An 18,652-nucleotide genomic window follows, 5' to 3' on the forward strand; every position below is an offset into this window, starting at 1 on the left:
ACCATCCACGGGCTGCTGTCAGCCCAGTGAAGGATGACGGCAGCCTGGTCGAGGTCTACCGTCGACTGCCGTCGCTGAGTGAAGCTGAGCACATCGATTCGCTACTAGCGCCCAAAATAGTTCCGTGACTAGCGCCCAAGAGTTCCGTGTTGGATCTCAGCGCCGGGACGGGGCGTGTCTCCAACGCGCTAGCCGCGCAAGGGCATACAGTCACCGCGGTCGATGACTCGCCCGCCATGCCGGAGCATGTTCCCTGCGCGCGAACAGTTCAGGCACGAATCGAGCATGTTCGACTGGCCGAGAGATTTGACGCGGTGCTGCTGACATCCAACCTGATCAATTACCCAGGCACCCCGCTGCTCAGATCGATATTGGCCACGGCCAGCCATCACGTCGCACCCGCAGCGCAGGTCATCATCGAGTAGGAACCGCCGTGTTATTTCGCTCAGCGGCCGACGGGCTGGACCAGTACTCAGACGCACGGACCCGTGACGATGAGCCTGGCCATCGAGTCCAACAGCCGCGGGGTCATCGTCGCTGGGTTCGTCCTCGCCAGAGACGCCCAACGTTGGCACCAGCGGGAGCCCTTGCGACGACTTAGCACGGTCCCACAGCGACCCGATGGCTACAGGCAACCGCGGCCCGCTAGTCACAACAACCGGCTTGTCTCCGGTCACCGGACCCCGCCGACATTTTCGTTTGCCGCTTGGGTGTAACGGGCTTGGGCGCAATAGGTTCGCCGCGTAGGTACGCCACCTACGACGGGGTTATGGCGTTCGCAAGTTGGGTGCGCGCGTCGAGCAGCCCAGGAATGAGACCACCGAACTGCGTGCCCCCAAGAGTGGTGGTGGTCGGCGGCCCGACAAGGAATGTTGTTGTCGCTTCGACGGGCTGGAGCGGAACGAGGATTCCGCCGACATGAATGGTGGAAGTCAACGACCTCGTCCCCGGTAGCGGCGACAACGATGTCGGTAGCTCCAGATTGAGCGTCGCCTCGCCGTTCAGGAAGCCGTCGGCGATGACCGCGGGTGCATCGATAATCGCACCCAATGCCCCGAGGGCATCCCCGGTCTGCACGGCATTGACAAATGTGGTGCCGCTGAGCAGGGCCGCTTCTGCGGTGACGAGCGGTGCACCGAGGAGGTCGAGACCGAGCGCCAAGGGTAGGCCCATCGTGAACGATGGATCGACCAGGGCTATTACAGAATTGATCGACGTGTCGGTGACCGTCTGGACGAGATTGGCCATGTTCTGCCAAATCTCGCCCGGGATAGTGGTGATGGGGAGCAGGTCTCCCAAAGTCCCTGTCACAGTGATGCTCCCGTCCACGGGAGTCTGGCTGAAGTCGAGGCCCGTAAAGAGCAGATTCCCGTACGCCAGCCCAAGAGTCTCCACCCCGCCGGTGATGTCGCCCGCCGCGAACGCGTCGAAAGCTGACACGTAGGCCTCCGGCAAGGCCGCTAGACCGGCCCCGAAGTCCTGGCCCGCGCTGAACAGTGACGCCCCGACGATGTCGGCGTAGCTCTGCTGGTTGGCGATGAACTGGCTCAAGAACGGCGCCGGTTCGGCAAATAGGGTGTTGCCGATGCCTTGTAGGTTGGCGCTCGTATTGTTGAGGAGATCTCCGTAGGCACCGCCGACAGCGAATGGGCCCGCTGCAGCGGCAGGCGCTCCGAGTGCTGCGGCAATGGCGCCCTCCCCGCTTGCGAGGCTGCTCAGACCGCTGACAACGGGACCGCCCGCCTGGCCCAAGAGTCCGGCCACACCGCCGCCGGTCAAGTCGACTCGCTTACCCCCAAGAATGCCATTGCCGCCAAGGCCGGTCAGTAGTCCACCGCGGCCGACGATGTCGGCGTTTCCGGAGAACAACCCGCGGGGCGTTTTGCCCCCGCCCACAGTCGTCGCGCTGGCACTAGCACCGAGAAGCGGACTCCCCAACAGCGTCTGGGTCGCCGTATTCACCGTATTCACGGCATTGCGCGCAGTCTGCTGAACGTTAGCGGCCTCGGTGCTCACATACGAGCCCACGCCGAAGTTCAGCGCCTCCACGAACTGCCGATGAAACAGTTCTGCCTGCGCACTCAGCGTCTGATACGCCTCCCCATGCGTGCCGAACAGGGCCGCGATGGCCACCGACACCTCGTCGGCAGCCGGGGCCACCACCTCCGTCGTTTGAGCCGCCACCGCCGCGTTGGCCGCCGTGATCGTCGAACCGATACCCTCCAAATTCGCCGCTGCCGCCGCCACCATCTCCGGTGCCACGTTCACAAACGACATATACGGTCTCCCCTCACCTCGCACGGCAATCACCCGGAGATCACCGGGGGCTCCGAACGTACTGCGAGGCGATCGAGATGCGCCGGCAAACGCAACCGGACCCCCGGAAGTCGTCCACAGCAAACGACACTCGTTCGCGATCCAGCTATCCCCGCGGTCTCCAGCCGCGGTTGATCTACCATCAGGAATAGCTACTGGCCAGGAAGCCGGAGGAAACCCAGCAAGTCGAAGGGAACGCGATGATGTCCGACAACGGCGACGCCCCGCGAGTGGATGGCCGCCGACTGCGGTATCAGAACAGGCGCGGCGAAATCCTCACCGCGGTGATGGCTCATGTGTTGGAGCACGGCATCAACCAGTTGTCGTTTCGCAAGCTCGCGGCGGCAGTGGGCGTGTCGCATGTCACGCTGCGCCATCACTTCGGCACCAAAGACGATCTGTTGGTCGAAATCCTTGGCTCGATCGGCTCCCGAACACCGATCCCGGAGAACCTGGGCGATGCTGACATCGAGGCCGTCATTCAGGGGCTGTGGCAGCGATGGATGCAGCCAGCGACTGACCAGCGTTCTCGACTGCTATTCGAGGCCTACGGGCTAGCTGTGCGCAACCCGGACGAGTATCGGGCATTCCTTGACCGAGTGACCACCGGGTGGATCAATATGCTTCGTCACCATGCGCTGCGGGCTGGCTGCCCCAGCGACGAGGTCGATGACTTCGCAACACTGTTGCTTGCACAAGTGCGGGGTCTACAATTCGACCTCCTTGCCACCGATGACCGCGCACGCCTCGGTTCGGCGATCGACAGCGTCATCGACGGGATACGGCAGCAACGCGCTCGATGGGCCGAGCTGGCAAACCGCTGATACCTCAGCAGCGTTGCACGCACGCCGCGACCCACAACGCGCCCTCCGGCGTGAGCGACTTCGCTGGGAAGCTGCCAGCCTTGATGTGGCACTCTGTGGATGCTGTTCACGACATGGACGGTGTTCACGACATGGATGCTGTTCACGACATGGATGCTGTGAGCGACGATCCACCCCCACGACGCGTTCCTATCGGAGGTGACAATGCCCGAAAAGGCCCCCAAGGCGGGACGCCATCTCGAAGTCGAGCGCAAGTTCGACGTCGGCGAGTCGACGGTGTCGCCATCCTTCGAGGGCATCGCCGCGGTGACGCGCGCCGAGAGGTCACCGACCCAGACGTTGGACGCACTGTATTTCGACACTGCGTCGCAGGACCTCGCACGTAACCGAATCACGCTACGGCGCCGCACCGGTGGCGCTGACGCCGGCTGGCACCTCAAGTTGCCAGCCGGACCCGATTCCCGCACCGAGATCCGGGCACCGCTCGGCGCGTCCACTTCGGCAAGCGGAGACGCCGTACCCAGCGAGTTGCGCGACGTGGTGCTGGCGATCGTCCGCGATCGCCCGGTAGAACCGGTCGCGCGAATCACCACCCAGCGTGAAACGCAGATCCTGTACGGGGCCGATGGCGTCGCGCTAGCGGAGTTTTGCAATGACCACGTGACAGCCTGGTCGGCTGGAACCGCCGATGCCCCGGATGGGCTTCCCGCGGAGCAAGAGTGGCGCGAATGGGAACTGGAGCTCGTGACCGCGCAGGGGGCCGTTGATACCGACCTACTGAACCGGCTAGCAAATCGGCTCCTCGACGCCGGTGCCGCCCCCGCCAGCCATGGCTCAAAGCTAGCCAAGGCGCTTGGCTCGACCTGCGCTCCTGGTGCGTCACCCAACAACACGAAGCCTCCCACTGACCCGGTCCACCGCGCCGTGGCCGAGCAGGTCGACAAGCTGCTGCTATGGGATCGAGCGGTGCGCGCCGATTCCTACGATGCCGTGCACCAGATGCGAGTGACCATCCGCAAGATCCGCAGCCTGCTCAAAGACGCCCAGGCGTCGTTCGGTGTGGATGAATGCACGTGGATCATCGAGGAACTGCGTGAACTCGCCAGCATCCTGGGCATCGCACGCGACGCCGAAGTGCTCGGTGAGCGCTACGAGCGCGAGCTGGACCGGCTGGCACCGGAGTTGGTGCGCGGGCCGGTGCATGAGCGGTTGGTCGGCGGAGCACGGCGGCGATACCAGACGGGGCTGCGACGGTCGCTGATCGCGATGCGCTCGCAGCGGTACTTCCGGTTGCTCGACGCCCTCGACGTGCTGGTCTCCGAACGTCCCGAGGCCGCCGCCGACCAACGACCGACGCAGGTCGGCATTGATGCTGCCTACAAACGCGTCCGCAAGGCAGCGAAGGCCGCAGCGACTGTCCCCGCCGAGGGCGAGCATGCAGCCGACCACGACCGCAACGAGGCGCTGCATGTCATTCGCAAACGGGCCAAGCGACTGCGCTATACCGCGGCGGCGACTGGAGCGGACCGAGCTGCACGAGAAGCCAAGACGATCCAGGCGTTGCTCGGCGACCACCAAGACAGCGTGGTGAGCCGCGAGCACCTGATTGCACAGGCCAAAGCCGCGCACGCGGCCGGCGAGGACACCTTCACCTACGGCCTGCTCTACCAACAGGAAGCCGACCTGGCCGAGCGTTGCCATGCCCAGCTCGACGGCGCGCTGCGCAACCTCAAGAAGGCGGTACGCAAAGCACGGCAGTGACGGCGCTCCACGGGGCGGGCGAGTTGGCCTGTAAGCCGGATTCTGTTCCGCGCCGCCGAGGTTTAGCCAACGACGGCGCGGCAGCGACCATCCATCTGGGCGCATCGTTGCCGAGTGCCTCAAGCGGCCTACCCGCAGGCTCGGGCGAGCAACCCTCGAACGCCTGCGCGGCCGCACTTTCGCGCGGCCTTCTTGGCCTTGCTTCGGGTGGGGTTTGCCTAGCCATCCCGGTCACCCGGGATGCTGGTGCGCTCTTACCGCACCGTTTCACCCTTACCACCGCGGGGGTGGCGGTTTGTTTTCTGTGGCACTTTCCCGCGAGTCACCTCGGATTGCTGTTAGCAATCACCCCGCTCTGTGAAGTCCGGACTTTCCTCGACTCGACGCCGGTCCGTGGGACCCGCCCGAGCCGCGGCCGCCCAGCCAACTCGTCCGCGACGAACACGGTACCCGCTGCCGAATGCGGTTTCCAGGGGTTTGCCGGGTCGTCGCGCCTGGGTGCCCGGCCTGTCCGCGGAGGGGTCTCTATCGTGGACAAAGGGACCAGAATCGTCACGGGAGGACACGGAAGGACACGGAAGGACACGCAATGACGTCTGAGCCGGCCGCTGGGTCCCGCTGATGAACCGGTGGGAAAAGCGCGTGGCCTCCGGCGATTGGGACGCCATCACCACCACGGTCAACGAGTATGGCGGGGCGCTGCTACCGAGACTGATCACCCGCGCCGAGGCGGTGCGGCTGCGCGGGCTCTACGCATACGACCGGCTTTTCCGCTCGACCATCAATATGGGGCCGAAGCGCTACGGCGCCGGGCAGTATCGCTATTTCCACGCGCCGTATCCCGAGCCGATCGAACAGCTCAAACAGGCTCTCTATCCCCGGCTGAGGCCGATCGCGCGCGACTGGTGGAGCAAGCTCAGGCGAGACGCGCCGTGGCCCGATAGCCTCGACGATTGGCTGGCGATCTGCCACGCGGCAGGTCAGACCAGGTCGACGGCCCTGATGTTGAAGTACGGCGCGAACGACTGGAATGCCCTACACCAGGACCTCTACGGCGAGCTGGTGTTCCCGCTTCAGGTCGTGATCAACCTCAGCGATCCCACCACCGATTACACCGGCGGCGAATTCCTGCTCGTCGAGCAACGCCCACGCGCGCAATCCAGAGGCACCGCAATGCAACTGCCGCAGGGGCACGGGTACGTGTTCACGACTCGCGATCGGCCGGCACGCTCGGCGCGCGGTTGGTCAGCAGCAGCCGTGCGCCATGGTCTGTCAACCATCACCTCGGGCGAACGGTATGCACTCGGGCTGATCTTTCACGACGCGTCGTAGTCAGGCCGGCCGGCCGCGATCGGGCAGTGGCACCCAGGAAAACTGCAGGTGAACACCCCGTGTCTTTTTGGGAAGCGCTAAAGAGACGGTCGACACGCCGACTGGTATGACGACGTCAATCGTCGCGGCACGCTTAGCGTGGGCCGAGCGGTCAACCAGGAAGGCATAGTGGTGAGCAAGCGACCGATCGCCGGAATGTCGCGTCGAAGATTTTTGACGAAGACGGCAGCCGGCGGTACGGGTGCCCTCCTGTCTTTTGCTGGCCCGATCATCGAAAAGGCCTATGGAGCGGGGCCCTGCGGCGGTCATCTGACCGACATCGAGCACATTGTTTTGTTCTTGATGGAGAACCGATCATTTGACCACTATTTCGGAACGCTCTCCGACACCGATGGCTTCGACACCGCCTCGCCGTTGTTCTCGCAAGCGGGCTGGAACCCGGAGACGCAGGCCCTCGACCCCGCAGGCATCACGATGCCTTACCGTTTCGACACCACCCGGGGCCCCTTCATTGACGGGGAATGCCTCAGCGACCCCGACCATTCCTGGGAGGCGATGCACGACTCCTGGAACGGCGGCGCCAACGACAATTGGCTCCCGGCGCAGGTAGGCCACAGCCCGGTGGTGCCCCCCAACGGCAACGTCCCGGTGACGATGGGCTATCTGACACGCAAAGACATCCCGATCCACTACCTGTTGGCAGACACGTTCACGGTCTGCGATCGCTACTTCTCCTCGGTCTTGGGTCCCACCCTGCCGAACCGGTTGTACTGGTTGAGCGCCAACCTCGGCTTTGACGGCACCCAGGGCGGACCGCAGCTGACGAGCCCCCCCACCAACCCGATTGGTCAGTTCAGCTGGACCACAATGCCGGAGAACCTCAGCGCCGCCGGCGTCAGCTGGAAGCTGTATCGCAACAAGTCGCTCGGACCCATCGTCAATCAGTACCTCAATTACACCTACGACGACATCATGTCGTACTTCCAACAGGCCCGGAACCCGCGCTCAGATTTGGCTCGCTTCGGCCTTTCACCGACCTATCCTTTCCAGTTCGCTGCCGACGTCAAAGCCAATAGGTTGCCGCAGGTTTCCTGGGTGGTTCCGAACACCCCCCAGTCCGAACATCCCGCATTCCCGCCAGCTATCGGCGCGGTCAGCATCGTGAACTTGCTAAGAATCCTGCTTTCCAATCCGGCGGTATGGGAAAAGACCGCGCTGATCGTCGCCTACGACGAGAATGGCGGCTTCTTCGACCACGTCGTACCCCCCACGGCACCACCGGGAACCCCCGGCGAATATCTGACAGTGCCCGATATCAACGCCGTATCGGGGTCCGGCGGCATTCGCGGACCCATAGGCTTGGGCTTTCGCGTCCCCGGCATCATCATCTCGCCGTTCAGCCGTGGCGGTCTGATGGTCCACGACGTGTTCGACCACACGTCACAGCTGAAATTGATCAGCGCCCGTTTCGGAGTGCCGGTTCCCAACTTGACGGCCTGGCGCGACAGCACCGTAGGCGACCTGACATCGACGTTCAACTTCGCCTCCCCGCCCAACCCATCGCGACCCAACTTGGGCCGCCCAGCCCTCGACGGGATACAACGACTGCCGCAGTGCGTCCCCAATATGTGGCTGGGAACGGTGGGATTGGACCCGAATCCGTATACCGGGTCCCCACAGGGAATCCCGTATCGAGTGCCGTTCCCGCAGGTCATGCCGACCCAGGAAACCACGCCTACCCGCGGGACTCCCAGCGGCCCCTGCTGACCGCACGAAACTGCAAGCCCCGCTACAGATATCCGGTCTGATTGACCAGCCGTACCGACGACCCGCCATCCGGATAAAACTCGGCGATGCTCAACGACGCCAGATCAAGATGCAATCGGTACAGGATCCCCGCTCCCGCATTCAACGCCAGCCGCAGCACGATCTTGATCGGCGTGACGTGGGAAACCACCAGCACCGTCGAACCCGAGTTTCCGGCGACGATCCCATCTAATCCCCGGCGAACCCGGACGAGGACATCGTCAAAGCTCTCCCCACCCGGCGGCGAGATACTGGTGTCACGCAACCAGCGACTGTGCAGCTCGGGATCGCGTTCGGCGGCCTCGGCGAACGTCAAGCCCTCCCAGGCGCCGAAGTCCGTCTCGATGAAGGCATCGTCCACAGTCACGTCCATGCCCAATGCCCCGGCCGCCGCCGCCGCAGTTTCGTACGCCCGTCGCAGTGGCGAGGAGACCACGGCGCCGATCCCGCCTCGCTGCGCGAGATACCGCGCCGCCGCCTGCGCCTGCCGTTGCCCTACCTGGTTGAGCCCCGGGTTGCCGCGCCCGGAATACCGCCGCTGCGCCGATAGGTCAGTCTGCCCGTGTCGCAACAGAAGCAGCCGGGTGGGCGTACCGCGCGCACCCGACCAGCCGGGAGCCCGCGGCGTCTCAGCTGCAGCGCTGTGGGCAGGTTCGCGGTCCGGCACCTTCGCCGGGTCGCCGCCATCGGTTTGCGCGGCGTCCATCGCCTCATTGGCCAGCCGATCGGCATGCGAATTTCTCGCGCGGGGAACCCACGAGTAGCTGATCGCATGAAACTGCGACGCCAGGACCTGAGCCTGCGCGTGCAGCTCGATGAGGTCGGGGTGCTTGACCTTCCACCGCCCGCACATCTGCTCCACGACCAGCTTGGAATCCAACAGCACGGCCACCTCGGTGGCGCCCAATTTGCGCGCATCGTCCAAACCGGCTATCAAGCCGCGGTATTCGGCAACGTTGTTCGTCGCCCGGCCGATCGCCTGCTTCGTCTCCGCCAGCACGGTCGAATGGTCCGCGGTCCAGACCACCGCCCCATAACCCGCCAGGCCCGGGTTACCTCGCGATCCGCCATCAGCCTCGATGACGACTTTCACTGCTGAGAACCTTTGACCCGCAACAAGATCGCCCCGCACTCCGGGCAGCGCACCACCTCGTCCTCGGGGGCGGCCGTGATGCGGGCCAGCTCACCGCGGCCGATTTCGATGCGGCATGCGCCACACCGGTGGCCCTGGAGCTGCCCTGCGCCCGCCCCTCCCCTGGATCGCTGTCGCTCGTAGAGCGCCGTGAGTTCGGAATCCATTGTTGCGGTCAGAATGTCGCGTCGCGCAGACTTCTGATCCCGGGCCGCGTCGATCTCGGCCAGCGCGGCATCCAAGGCCTGCTGGGCGCCTGCCAGGTCTGCCTGCAACGCCTCGATCGCGCCCAACTCACCTGCGTGCTGGGCCTGCAGTTCCTCGCGGCGCTCCATCACCTCGAGCAGGGAATCTTCCAGACTGACCTGCCGACGTTGCAACGTCTCCAGTTCGTGTTGCAAATCCGACAACTGCTTCACGTCCGTGGCTCCCGATGAAAGCAGTGACCGGTCGCGGTCTTCGCGCTTTCGGACCGCATCGATCTCCGATTCGAAGCGCGACACCTGACCATCGAGGTCCTCCAACGCGATTCGGAGCGCGGAAACCCGGTCACTAGCGGCGTTGTGCTCAGTCTGGGCGCGTTCATAGGTTTCGCGCTGCGGCAGGTGCGTGGCCCGATGCGCGATCCGGGAGAGCTCGGCATCCAACGTCGACAATTCCAGAAGCGCCTGTTGAGCTTCCACGTCAGCCTTCATGACTGATCTCTCCCGTCCGATGCTCAGGACCCGATTCCAGGTTCCACGGGTCGGTGCGAACCGTAGCCACCCGCACCGGCAGCGACCCTCGGAAGCGAGACCGCAGCACCTCGGCGGCCTGGCCGCACCACGGGAACTCGCTAGCCCAATGCGCGACATCAATCAGGGCCACCTCCGAAGCCCGACGATGCTCGTCGGCCGGATGGTGGCGCAGATCGGCAGTCAGATATGCCTGCACATCAGCCGCGGCCACGGTGCCCAGCAGCGAGTCCCCGGAACCGCCACAGACCGCCACCCGCGACACCGGCAAGTCCGGATCCCCCGCCGCGCGCACCCCTGCGGACGTTTCCGGCAACGCGGCGCGCACGCGGGCGACAAAAGCGCTCAGCGGTTCGGGTCGAGGCAGCCGACCTATTCGGCCCAATCCGGTGCCCGCCGGCGGCGGCACCAGCGCGAAGATGTCGAAGGCGGGCTCCTCGTAAGGATGAGCGGAGCGCATCGCGGCCAACACCGCCGTACGGGCTCGCACGGGCGCGACCACCTCGACCCGGTCTTCGGCCACCCGCTCGACGGTACCGACGCTGCCGATCGCCGGTGACGCCCCGTCCTGGGGCAGGAACTGTCCGGTACCGGCGACACTCCAGCTGCAGTGCGAATAGTCACCGATGTGTCCGGCTCCGGCCGCAAAAACCGCTGCCTGCACTGCTTCCGAGTTCTCGCGCGGCACATAGATCACCCATTTGTCGAGCACAGTCACCCCAGCATGTGGGTCGAGCACAGCTTCCACCGTCAGGCCTAGGGCGCCTGCCAATGCGTCAGACACCCCCGGTGTCGCCGAGTCAGCATTGGTGTGCGCGGTAAACAAGGAACGCCCCGTACGGATCAGACCGTGCACGAGGGCACCCTTGGGCGTGCTGGCAGCAACCGTGTCGACCCCGCGCAACAGCAAGGGATGATGGGCGAGCAACAGACTTGCTTCCGGAACTTCGTCAACGACCGCCGGGGTTGCGTCGATCGCGACCGTCACCGAGTCCACGACGTCGGCGGGATCACCGCACACCAACCCGACCGAATCCCACGACTGGGCCAGCCCCGGCGGGTATGCCTCGTCCAGCACGCCGATCACCTCGGCCAACCGCACGCCCATCAACACCTCCGGTTCTTCGGGTGGGTCATCGCGCCGGCGATTTCTGCGACCAACAACGGCCACTCCGGGCGCACCGCCACCCGCAAGTACCGCTCGTCCAGGCCGACAAACGTGTCACCGCGGCGGATCGCGATGCCCTTGTCATGCAACCGATTCCGGATCACCTCAGCGTCCGGCATGCGGAACAAGACAAACGGGGCCTGCCCATCGATCACGACGGCACCAATCGACGCCAGACCGGCCACCAACTCCGCACGCATAGCGGCCAACCGTGCCGCGTCGGCAGCGGCGTCGGCCACGGAATGCGCCGTGCAACAGGCCTCGATCGCCGTCAGCTGCAGGATACCCATCGGCCAGTGCGCCCGCTGTGCGGTCAACCGGGCCAGCAGATCGGGCGCGCCAATGGCGTAGCCGACCCGCAATCCAGCCAGTGACCAGGTTTTGGTCAGGCTGCGCAGCACCAGCACGTCGGGCAGTGGGTCACCAGCCAGCGACCCCGGCTCGCCGGGGATCGAGTCGGCGAACGCCTCGTCGACGACCAGGATCCGCCCCGGGCGGCGCAGCGCAAGCACCTGTTCGCGGGGATGCAACACCGAGGTGGGGTTGGTGGGATTGCCCACCACGACGAGGTCGACGTCGTCGGGTACGTGCGCGCCGTCCAGATTGAACGGCGGCTCTAGCACTACGTGGTGCACCGGGATTCCGGCCGCGCTGAGCGTGGCGGCGGGTTCGGTGAACGACGGCGCGATAATCGCCGCCCGCGCCGGGCGGAGGTTGGGTAGCAACGCAAAGCCTTCGGCGGCGCCGGCCAGCGGCACCACCTCATCGCAGCCGCGGCCGTGCCGGTGGGCTGCCGCCTCTTGGGCTCGTTGCACATCGGTGCGACTTGGATAGCGGGCCAGGTCAGGAAGCCGGTCGGCCAACCGCTGCACCAGCCAGGCCGGCGGTTGACCGTGACGGACGTTGACGGCGAAATCGAGCATGCCCGGGGCGGCGGCCTGATCACCGTGATAACGCGCCCCCGCAAGCGGGCTCGTGTCCAGACTCGCCACAGCGTCAAAGACTAGTGCGCCAGCGCATGAGCCCGGCATCCTGCCCGGGACGTGCCGAGATCACCCGTGGGTGTCAGGAGAAGAGACCCTGGATGTCGCTGATATTCGACGCCAACGCTCGAACGACGGTGACCGCACCCAGTCCTCCGGCCAGCGGTAGCAAGGCCACGTTTGCCGTGATCGGATAGCCGATGGCGTTGAGGAGGCTGCCTTCCTCGAGCCCACGCACGATCAAGGTGGCGTCATATGCGGGCAGACTGACAAAGACGGACATAGCGATGTCGGCTGCCGGAAGCAGGAGCGCGTAGTCCGTCGAGATGATTGAAGTGGCCGCATTCGCCACTTCAATGGGCGTCGGAAGGACCATCGCCGTGGGTGGTGCCATCGGCGGCCCCACCAACGACGGCGGGGAGATCGGCGTGGTGGACATCGCGTGGAGATCAGCCGCGAAATCCGCGATGCCCTCGTGCGTGCCCGCCGTCAAAGCCTCGATGACGGTGTGCAGGCTGACCGGCGGAAACAGTCCAAACGGCGTGGGCACATTCGCCGGACCCGTCGAGTAGCCATAGGCTGGGTCGCCGTAACCCAAGTTGACGATGACTTTCAGGTTGGGTTGCACCAGGCTAGCCAGCGGTTCTCCCACAACGGGGATCGCGCGAACCGGCTCCAGCAGCGGTAAGTCCTCGGTCCGAATCATCTTGTATGTGGTCATCGTCGGCCCCTCCGTCGGGAGGGTGACAGCGGAATCGATTTGATCGGGCGTGAGCGTGTCATATCCGAAGTGCACGAAACCGATACCTGCGAGGGCATTGAGGACGGAAACGAAATTCAGCGGGTACTGGGGGAAGCTGGCGAAACCATCGTATTCGCGCGTATAGATCGTCGTCGGGTACAGATTGTCTGGGGTGGACCCGTAGAAATCCAGACCCAAAGCCGGGAATGTCAGACCGGCGAACCGCTGAAATAAGCCTCCGTTGGGATTCATCAGGTTGGCGATCAGCGCGAAGTGGAGGTCTGTCGTGCTCGGAGCGGAAGAGCCCATGTTGGCAAGTTCGCTCATTGCCAACGAGGCGATTACCGCACTTTGCGAGTTGCCGAACACCGTGACCTGATTTCCGGCAGCGACTTCCCGCATGATCGCGTTGTTGAGAATGTCGACGCCTTCGGACACCGAGGACTCGAACGGCAGGTTCCTGACGCCGGTGACGGGGTACAACTCAGCCGGTGTGTACAGGGCTTCCGGAATCGCACCAGGCGCAATGGGTTGGATGAACAGCGAGTTGAGGGTGTCGACGTAGAATTGAGACGGCAGCGGGTTTCCTGTACCGCCCATCATCAGGGCGACCTTCTCCGGCGCGAGCAGCATCGCCTCCGTCGACGCACTCGACACTGCGACCGTGTTGGCGATCTCGGCTGTCGAGTAGGCGTGCGCCGCGGCCGTCAATGCCTGGGCGAATTCACGATGGAATGCCGCCACCTGCCCGAACACCATTTGGTACTCGCGGCCGAAGGCGCTGGCAAACTCCGCAATCGCCGCCGACACCTCATCGGCGGCAGCCGCGACAACCGCTGTCGTCGGGGCGGCCGCAGCAGCGCTGGCTTCACTGACCACCGCACCGATGCCCGCCACGTCCGCGGCAGCGGCCGCCATCAGCTGCGGCTGCGTGCTGAGATACATCAGCGGTGAGCCCCTCTCTGACGGCCGGATATCCCGCGGCGTTGGCATCACGCCATGTCGACCTTGGTGATGAAGAAAATACTGCGTCTCAGCCGCACATCCCCCGAAATCCGCAGCAATCGAGCGCGGCCATTCGGTCGCACCCATGCCTCGGTGTTCGTACCACCACCGCGTCAACGACAATGGCATCGTGGGCAGCGTGGGCACTGTGACCGAGACCAGCGGGAGCCGGACCCAGTACGCCGCGCCTGAGGCCGCTCCGCAACTGGTGATCTTCGACCTCGATGGCACCCTCACCGACTCGGCCCACGGCATCGTGGCCAGCTTCCGGCATGCGCTGCAGCGCATCGATGCGGTGGTACCGGAGGGCGACCTCGCCGCCCACATCGTCGGCCCACCGATGGACGACACCTTGGCGGCTATGGGCCTCGGGGAACGCACCGAGGAGGCAATCGCGGTATTCCGGGCCGAGTACGCCGCCCGGGGCTGGGCGATGAACAGCCTCTTCGACGGGATCGAGGCGCTGGTGCACGATCTGCGAGCTGCCGGTGTCCGGCTGGCTGTTGCCACGTCGAAGCTGGAACCGACGGCGCGGCGAATCCTCGCCCATTTCGGACTCGAACAGCAATTCGAGGTCATCGCCGGAGCGAGTCCCGACGGCTCTCGGCGCAGCAAGACCGAGGTGTTGGCGCACGCGCTCGCACAGCTACATCCGCTACCCGAGCGCATGCTCATGGTCGGTGACCGCAGCCATGACGTGGACGGGGCCGCCGCGCACGGCATCGACACCGTCGTCGTGGGCTGGGGCTATGGACACACCGACTTCCCCGACGGCGTCGCCGGCACGACCGTGCGGCACGCCGCGACAATCGCCGAGCTGCGGGAGGCGCTGGATGTCTGATCCGCTGGCCCGTACGAAACGTCACGACGGTGAGAAAGCACTGCATGTCACTTTCGTGTGCACCGGCAACATCTGCCGTTCGCCGATGGCCGAGAAGATGTTCGCCCAGCAGCTTCGCCAGCGCGGCCTGGGCGACGCGGTGCACGTGACCAGCGCGGGCACCGGCAACTGGCATGTCGGCGATCGCGCCGACAAGCGGGCAAGCCGGGTGCTGCAGTCTCACGGCTACCCGAGTGCCCATCGGGCCGCGCAGGTTGGCACCACACACCTGACGGCGGACCTGGTGGTGGCGTTGGGGCGCAACCACGTTCAGCTCTTGCGCCAACTCGGAGTCGACGAGGAGCGGATACGGATGCTGCGTTCGTTCGACCCCCGCTCAGGTGCCATTGCCCCGGACGTCGCCGACCCCTACTACGGTGGCCACGCCGACTTCGAGGAGGTTTTTGCCGTCATCGAGGCCGCGTTGCCAGGTCTGCACGACTGGGTCGACGAGCGACTCGCGCGGATCGGATCCGGGTGATGCGCCGCTTCCTGCCACGGCTTGCGTTCCTGCTGCGGCCGGGATGGCTAGTACTGGCACTTGTGGTGATCGCGTTCACGTACTTGTGCTTCATGGTGCTCGCACCGTGGCAGTTGGGAAAGAACACCCAAACGTCGCGAGCGAATCAGCAAATCGAGGACTCCCTCAATACCCCGCCGGTACCGTTGCGCACCTTGCTGCCGCAACAGGATTCGTCGGCTTCGAGTGCGCAATGGCGCCGCGTGACGGCAACCGGGCAGTATCTGCCGGATGTGCAGGTGCTGGCCCGGCTTCGGGTGGTCGAGGGCAGCCCGATGTTCGAGGTACTCACCCCGTTCGTCGTGGACGGCGGACCGACCGTCCTGGTCGACCGGGGATACGTGCGGCCCGAGCCCGGCTCGCACGTGCCGCCCATCCCCCGAGCGCCGGCGCAGACGGTGACCATCACCGCGCGGCTGCGCGACTCCGAGCCGATGGTGCCGGACAAGGACCCGTTCTCCAGAGACGGATTCGACCAGGTGTATTCGATCCACATCCCCCAAATCGCCTCGTTGGCGGGGGTGCCGCTGGCCGGGTCGTACCTGCAACTGGTCGAGAACCAGCCTGGCGGGTTGGGCGTGGTCGGTGTTCCGCATCTGGATGCGGGGCCGTTTCTTTCCTACGGTATTCAGTGGATCTTGTTCGGGATCCTGGCGCCGATTGGGCTGAGCTACTTTGCCTACTCCGAGATCCGGGCACGTCGTGACGAGAAGCAACCGGCGCGGCCGGCCGAAGCGCCAATGACCGTGGAGGAAAAGCTTGCTGACCGCTACGGTCAGCGGCGGTAGCCGAACATCCCGCAGAGCGCCGCTGCCGCTGCCTGCACCACCCGCGACAGCACCACCGCACGACGCAGGTCGACCACCGTCGGTTGCCCACCGTCACCCAGTGTGGGCCGGATCTGCAGCTCGTAGTGGTAGTGGATCGGGCCGCCGAGCCGCACACCGAGGACACCGGCAAAGGCCGCCTCGACGACACCGGCGTTGGGGCTGGGATGGCGGGCGGCGTCACGACGCCAGGCTCGCACGGCGCCACGCGAGGATCCGCCGACGACCGGTGCACACAGCACTACCAGTGCGGCTGTCGCGCGCGCGCCGACATAGTTCGCGAGGTCATCCAATCGTGCTGCGGCCCAACCGAATCGAAGATAGCGCGGCGAGCGGTGACCGATCATCGAGTCCAGAGTGTTGATCGCGCGGTACACCAGCACAGCGGGCGCGCCGCCCGCTGTGGCCCACAACAGCGGCGCCACCGCGGCATCGGAGGTGTTCTCGGCCACCGATTCCAGCGCGGCACAGGCAAGGCCCGGCCCGTCCAGCCTGGCCGGGTCACGCCCACACAGCGACGGCAACAGCCGTCGCGCCGCGTCGACATCGTCGTTCTCCAGCAACGCGGCCATCTGTAAGCCGGTGCGCGCCAGAGAGTTTCCGCCCAGCGATATCCAGCTGGCGGTCGCGGTGGCGGCGATGGACCAGGGTCGGCATCGGCCACGGCCCGCCAGGCCGGCACCCAAGAGGCCCACAGCACCGACGAGCAGGCCCACGTGCACAGCACCGGCGACCCTAGTGTCGCGGTAGGTGACCTGCTCGACCTTCGCTGCTGCCCGGCCGAACAACGCCACGGGATGCCCGCGTTGCGGATCGCTCAGTGCGACGTCGGCCACGTAGCCGGTCACCACGCCGATGCTCCGGGTCCGCCAAGTCGGGCACAACAACCCTGCAAACACCCCGGCAGCGTCTCACACGTCGCCGGCACGCTCCCATGAGGCAAGAACCGCGACGAAGTGGCGCGCGGTCTGTCCACAGCCGGCTACGGCAATCCGTTCCTACCCGGCTGGCCCAACAGCGCTCCCGGTGTGCCGCCGGCGCCCGGCGAGCCCGCGGTGGCCCCGTGACCGGCATTGCCGCCGTTCCCCCCGCTACCGATCAGCACCGTGTTGCCGCCGCTGCCGCCGTTGCCGCCGGTACCCCCGGAGGCGTTCCCACCGGAGCCGCCATTGCCGCCGGTACCGATCCACCCAGCGATGCCGCCAGCCCCGCCGTTGCCACCGATGTTGGACGACGCTTGTCCACCTTGGCCGCCGGACCCACCGTTGCCGAACAGCGCCCCGCCGCTGCCGCCGGCGCCACCGTTACCCCCGCTATCGGCGCCGGCCCCGCCGCCTTGACCACCGGCCCCGCCGTTGCCCAACAGGGGGCCGCCGCTGCCACCGGCCCCACCGCTGCCGCCGGCGTCGGCGCCGGCCCCACCGCCTTGACCACCGCCGCCACCGCCACCGAATAGCAATCCGCCGTTGCCGCCGGCCCCCCCGTTGCCCCCAACATTGCCGCCGGCCGCCCCACCACTACCGCCGGGCGCGCCGCTACCGAACAGCACGCTGGCGCTGCCGCCGGCCCCGCCCTCACCCCCACCATCACCACCGGCAGCACCGCCTTGACCACCCGCCCCGCCGCTGCCCAACAGCAAGCCGGAGCTGCCGCCGGCCCCACCGTTACCCCCACCGTCGCCACCGGCGCCCCCGCCTTGACCGCCGACCCCGCCGTTTCCGAAGAAGACCGCGCTATTACCACCGACTCCGCCGCTTCCCGCACCGTCCAAGCCAGCCCCGCCGCCAGCGCCGCCGGCCCCGCCGTTGCCGAACAGCACTCCACCGTTACCCCCAGCGCCACCACTACCGCCAATCTCGACCAGCGACCCGCCACCTTGACCGCCGCCTCCCCCGCCGCCGAACAGCAAGCCGCCGTTGCCGCCGATCCCGCCTGCGCCCCCTGGGCCGAGGCCGTTGTCCCCGCCGGCCCCGCCCGCCCCGCCGTTGCCGATCAATCCCGCAGACCCGCCGTTGCCACCCGGCATCCCGGCCGCCCCCGAGCCCCCGGAGCCACCGTTGCCGATCAAGATCCCACCGGCCTCGCCGTTCTGCCCGGTGCCTGGCGCCCCGTTTGCGCCGTTACCGATGAGCGGACGCCCCACTAAGGCCTCGGTGGGCGCATTGATCACGTTGAGCACAAACTGCAACGGCGACACACTGGCGGCTTCGGCGCTGGCATACAGGCCCGCGCCTGAGCTCAAACTCTGTACGAACTGCTCATGAAAGGCCGCCGCCTGCCCGCTCAGCGCCTGGTATGCCTGGCCATGCTGGGAAAACACCGTAGCGATTGCGGCCGACACCTCGTCGGCACCCGCGGCCAGCACCCCGGTGGTGTGGGCCGCCGCTGCCGCGTTGGCCGCGCCGATCGTCGAACCCAGGTTCGCCAAGTCCGCCGTAGCTACCATCAGCGCTTCGGGCACTACGGTCACATACGACATGGGCGACGTTCCCTTCCACGGCAAAAAGGGTCAGAACCGCAGGATATCGGCACGTCGGGCGGCGCGCGCGGCGGATCGCGAAACCCGCACTGCTGTCGATCATTTGCCCTGCCCCGGGTCGCCACGCTGCGGCGTAGGTGGAG

At 66.2% G+C, this 18,652-nt stretch carries 16 protein-coding genes and 1 other RNA gene; 8 read left to right on the top strand and 9 right to left on the bottom strand.

Translation table 11 applies throughout. The features are described 5' to 3' along the window. Positions 1-146 precede the first annotated feature (146 nt). Complete coding sequence (locus F6B93_RS22930; protein ID WP_425518454.1) at positions 147-425, top strand: class I SAM-dependent methyltransferase; 279 nt, start codon at positions 147-149, stop codon at positions 423-425. Positions 426-756: 331 nt separating this feature from the next. On the opposite strand, the gene F6B93_RS23410 is transcribed toward F6B93_RS22930, so the two are convergent. Beyond that, positions 757-2,277, bottom strand: coding sequence for a PE domain-containing protein (locus F6B93_RS23410; protein WP_211695600.1), 1,521 nt, complete (start codon positions 2,275-2,277; stop codon positions 757-759). A gap of 239 nt (positions 2,278-2,516) precedes the next feature. Here F6B93_RS23410 and F6B93_RS13800 point away from each other — a divergent pair, with 239 nt between their 5' ends. Continuing rightward, a complete protein-coding gene (locus F6B93_RS13800; RefSeq protein WP_211695601.1) occupies positions 2,517-3,140 on the top strand; it encodes a TetR/AcrR family transcriptional regulator in 624 nt (207 codons plus the stop codon). A gap of 204 nt (positions 3,141-3,344) precedes the next feature. Continuing rightward, entirely contained in the window at positions 3,345-4,901 is a 1,557-nt protein-coding gene (locus tag F6B93_RS13805; RefSeq protein ID WP_211695602.1) for a CYTH and CHAD domain-containing protein, read from the top strand. A 15-nt stretch (positions 4,902-4,916) separates the two neighbouring features. Here the strand turns inward: F6B93_RS13805 and rnpB are convergent. Continuing rightward, an RNA gene (rnpB, locus tag F6B93_RS13810) (RNase P RNA component class A) lies at positions 4,917-5,332 on the bottom strand. A gap of 190 nt (positions 5,333-5,522) precedes the next feature. On the opposite strand from rnpB, the gene F6B93_RS13815 reads away from it, so the two are divergent. After that, on the top strand, positions 5,523-6,233 hold the full coding sequence (locus F6B93_RS13815; protein WP_211695603.1) for a 2OG-Fe(II) oxygenase: 711 nt from the start codon (positions 5,523-5,525) through the stop codon (positions 6,231-6,233). A gap of 171 nt (positions 6,234-6,404) precedes the next feature. Beyond that, positions 6,405-8,000, top strand: coding sequence for a phospholipase C (locus tag F6B93_RS13820; RefSeq protein WP_425518455.1), 1,596 nt, complete (start codon positions 6,405-6,407; stop codon positions 7,998-8,000). Between the two features lie 22 nt (positions 8,001-8,022). On the opposite strand, the gene F6B93_RS13825 is transcribed toward F6B93_RS13820, so the two are convergent. The 5 genes from F6B93_RS13825 to F6B93_RS13845 form a co-directional block, all read right to left on the bottom strand. After that, complete coding sequence (locus F6B93_RS13825) at positions 8,023-9,132, bottom strand: bifunctional RNase H/acid phosphatase (protein WP_211695604.1); 1,110 nt, start codon at positions 9,130-9,132, stop codon at positions 8,023-8,025. After that, the gene (locus F6B93_RS13830) at positions 9,129-9,866 is read right to left on the bottom strand and encodes a zinc ribbon domain-containing protein (RefSeq protein ID WP_211695605.1); all 738 of its coding nucleotides are present in this window, start codon (positions 9,864-9,866) and stop codon (positions 9,129-9,131) included. The genes F6B93_RS13825 and F6B93_RS13830 overlap by 4 nt, the downstream gene beginning before the upstream one ends. Next, on the bottom strand, positions 9,856-11,013 hold the full coding sequence (locus F6B93_RS13835; RefSeq protein WP_211695606.1) for a Nif3-like dinuclear metal center hexameric protein: 1,158 nt from the start codon (positions 11,011-11,013) through the stop codon (positions 9,856-9,858). Before F6B93_RS13835 ends, F6B93_RS13830 begins: the two co-directional genes overlap by 11 nt. After that, on the bottom strand, positions 11,013-12,065 hold the full coding sequence (cobC, locus tag F6B93_RS13840; RefSeq protein ID WP_246540755.1) for an Rv2231c family histidinol phosphate aminotransferase CobC: 1,053 nt from the start codon (positions 12,063-12,065) through the stop codon (positions 11,013-11,015). Before cobC ends, F6B93_RS13835 begins: the two co-directional genes overlap by 1 nt. Before the next feature lie 73 nt (positions 12,066-12,138). Next, positions 12,139-13,791: a PE family protein gene (locus tag F6B93_RS13845; protein ID WP_246540757.1), complete on the bottom strand. Its 1,653-nt coding sequence runs from the start codon at positions 13,789-13,791 to the stop codon at positions 12,139-12,141. A gap of 220 nt (positions 13,792-14,011) precedes the next feature. Between F6B93_RS13845 and F6B93_RS13850 the strand changes: the two genes are divergently transcribed. From F6B93_RS13850 to F6B93_RS13860, 3 genes are read left to right on the top strand one after another with little or no spacing between them, the layout of a single operon-like run. Continuing rightward, complete coding sequence (locus tag F6B93_RS13850) at positions 14,012-14,644, top strand: HAD-IA family hydrolase (RefSeq protein ID WP_281426164.1); 633 nt, start codon at positions 14,012-14,014, stop codon at positions 14,642-14,644. Next, the gene (locus tag F6B93_RS13855) at positions 14,637-15,164 is read left to right on the top strand and encodes a low molecular weight protein-tyrosine-phosphatase (RefSeq protein ID WP_211695609.1); all 528 of its coding nucleotides are present in this window, start codon (positions 14,637-14,639) and stop codon (positions 15,162-15,164) included. Before F6B93_RS13850 ends, F6B93_RS13855 begins: the two co-directional genes overlap by 8 nt. Positions 15,165-15,175: 11 nt before the next feature. Continuing rightward, on the top strand, positions 15,176-15,991 hold the full coding sequence (locus tag F6B93_RS13860; RefSeq protein ID WP_211699487.1) for an SURF1 family cytochrome oxidase biogenesis protein: 816 nt from the start codon (positions 15,176-15,178) through the stop codon (positions 15,989-15,991). On the opposite strand, the gene F6B93_RS13865 is transcribed toward F6B93_RS13860, so the two are convergent. Continuing rightward, positions 15,979-16,917: a cobalamin biosynthesis protein gene (locus F6B93_RS13865; RefSeq protein WP_211699486.1), complete on the bottom strand. Its 939-nt coding sequence runs from the start codon at positions 16,915-16,917 to the stop codon at positions 15,979-15,981. The genes F6B93_RS13860 and F6B93_RS13865 overlap by 13 nt on opposite strands. A gap of 95 nt (positions 16,918-17,012) precedes the next feature. After that, positions 17,013-18,509 (bottom strand): PE family protein, encoded by a 1,497-nt coding sequence (locus F6B93_RS13870; protein WP_211695610.1) that lies wholly within the window; start codon positions 18,507-18,509, stop codon positions 17,013-17,015. Between the last annotated feature and the right edge of the window lie 143 nt (positions 18,510-18,652).

This window comes from Mycobacterium spongiae, from assembly GCF_018278905.1.
GTDB classification, from domain to species: domain Bacteria; phylum Actinomycetota; class Actinomycetes; order Mycobacteriales; family Mycobacteriaceae; genus Mycobacterium; species Mycobacterium spongiae.

Excerpts from the sequence above, each read along its gene's own strand:
- F6B93_RS23410 (WP_211695600.1), bottom strand. The coding sequence starts at position 2,277 with ATGTCGTTTGTGAACGTGGCACCGGAGATGGTGGCGGCGGCAGCGGCG.
- F6B93_RS13815 (WP_211695603.1), top strand. The coding sequence starts at position 5,523 with ATGAACCGGTGGGAAAAGCGCGTGGCCTCCGGCGATTGGGACGCCATC.
- F6B93_RS13835 (WP_211695606.1), bottom strand. The coding sequence starts at position 11,013 with ATGGGCGTGCGGTTGGCCGAGGTGATCGGCGTGCTGGACGAGGCATAC.
- F6B93_RS13845 (WP_246540757.1), bottom strand. The coding sequence starts at position 13,791 with ATGCCAACGCCGCGGGATATCCGGCCGTCAGAGAGGGGCTCACCGCTG.
- F6B93_RS13870 (WP_211695610.1), bottom strand. The coding sequence starts at position 18,509 with ATGTCGTATGTGACCGTAGTGCCCGAAGCGCTGATGGTAGCTACGGCG.
- F6B93_RS13800 (WP_211695601.1), top strand. The coding sequence starts at position 2,517 with ATGATGTCCGACAACGGCGACGCCCCGCGAGTGGATGGCCGCCGACTG.
- F6B93_RS13855 (WP_211695609.1), top strand. The coding sequence starts at position 14,637 with ATGTCTGATCCGCTGGCCCGTACGAAACGTCACGACGGTGAGAAAGCA.
- F6B93_RS13830 (WP_211695605.1), bottom strand. The coding sequence starts at position 9,866 with ATGAAGGCTGACGTGGAAGCTCAACAGGCGCTTCTGGAATTGTCGACG.
- F6B93_RS13805 (WP_211695602.1), top strand. The coding sequence starts at position 3,345 with ATGCCCGAAAAGGCCCCCAAGGCGGGACGCCATCTCGAAGTCGAGCGC.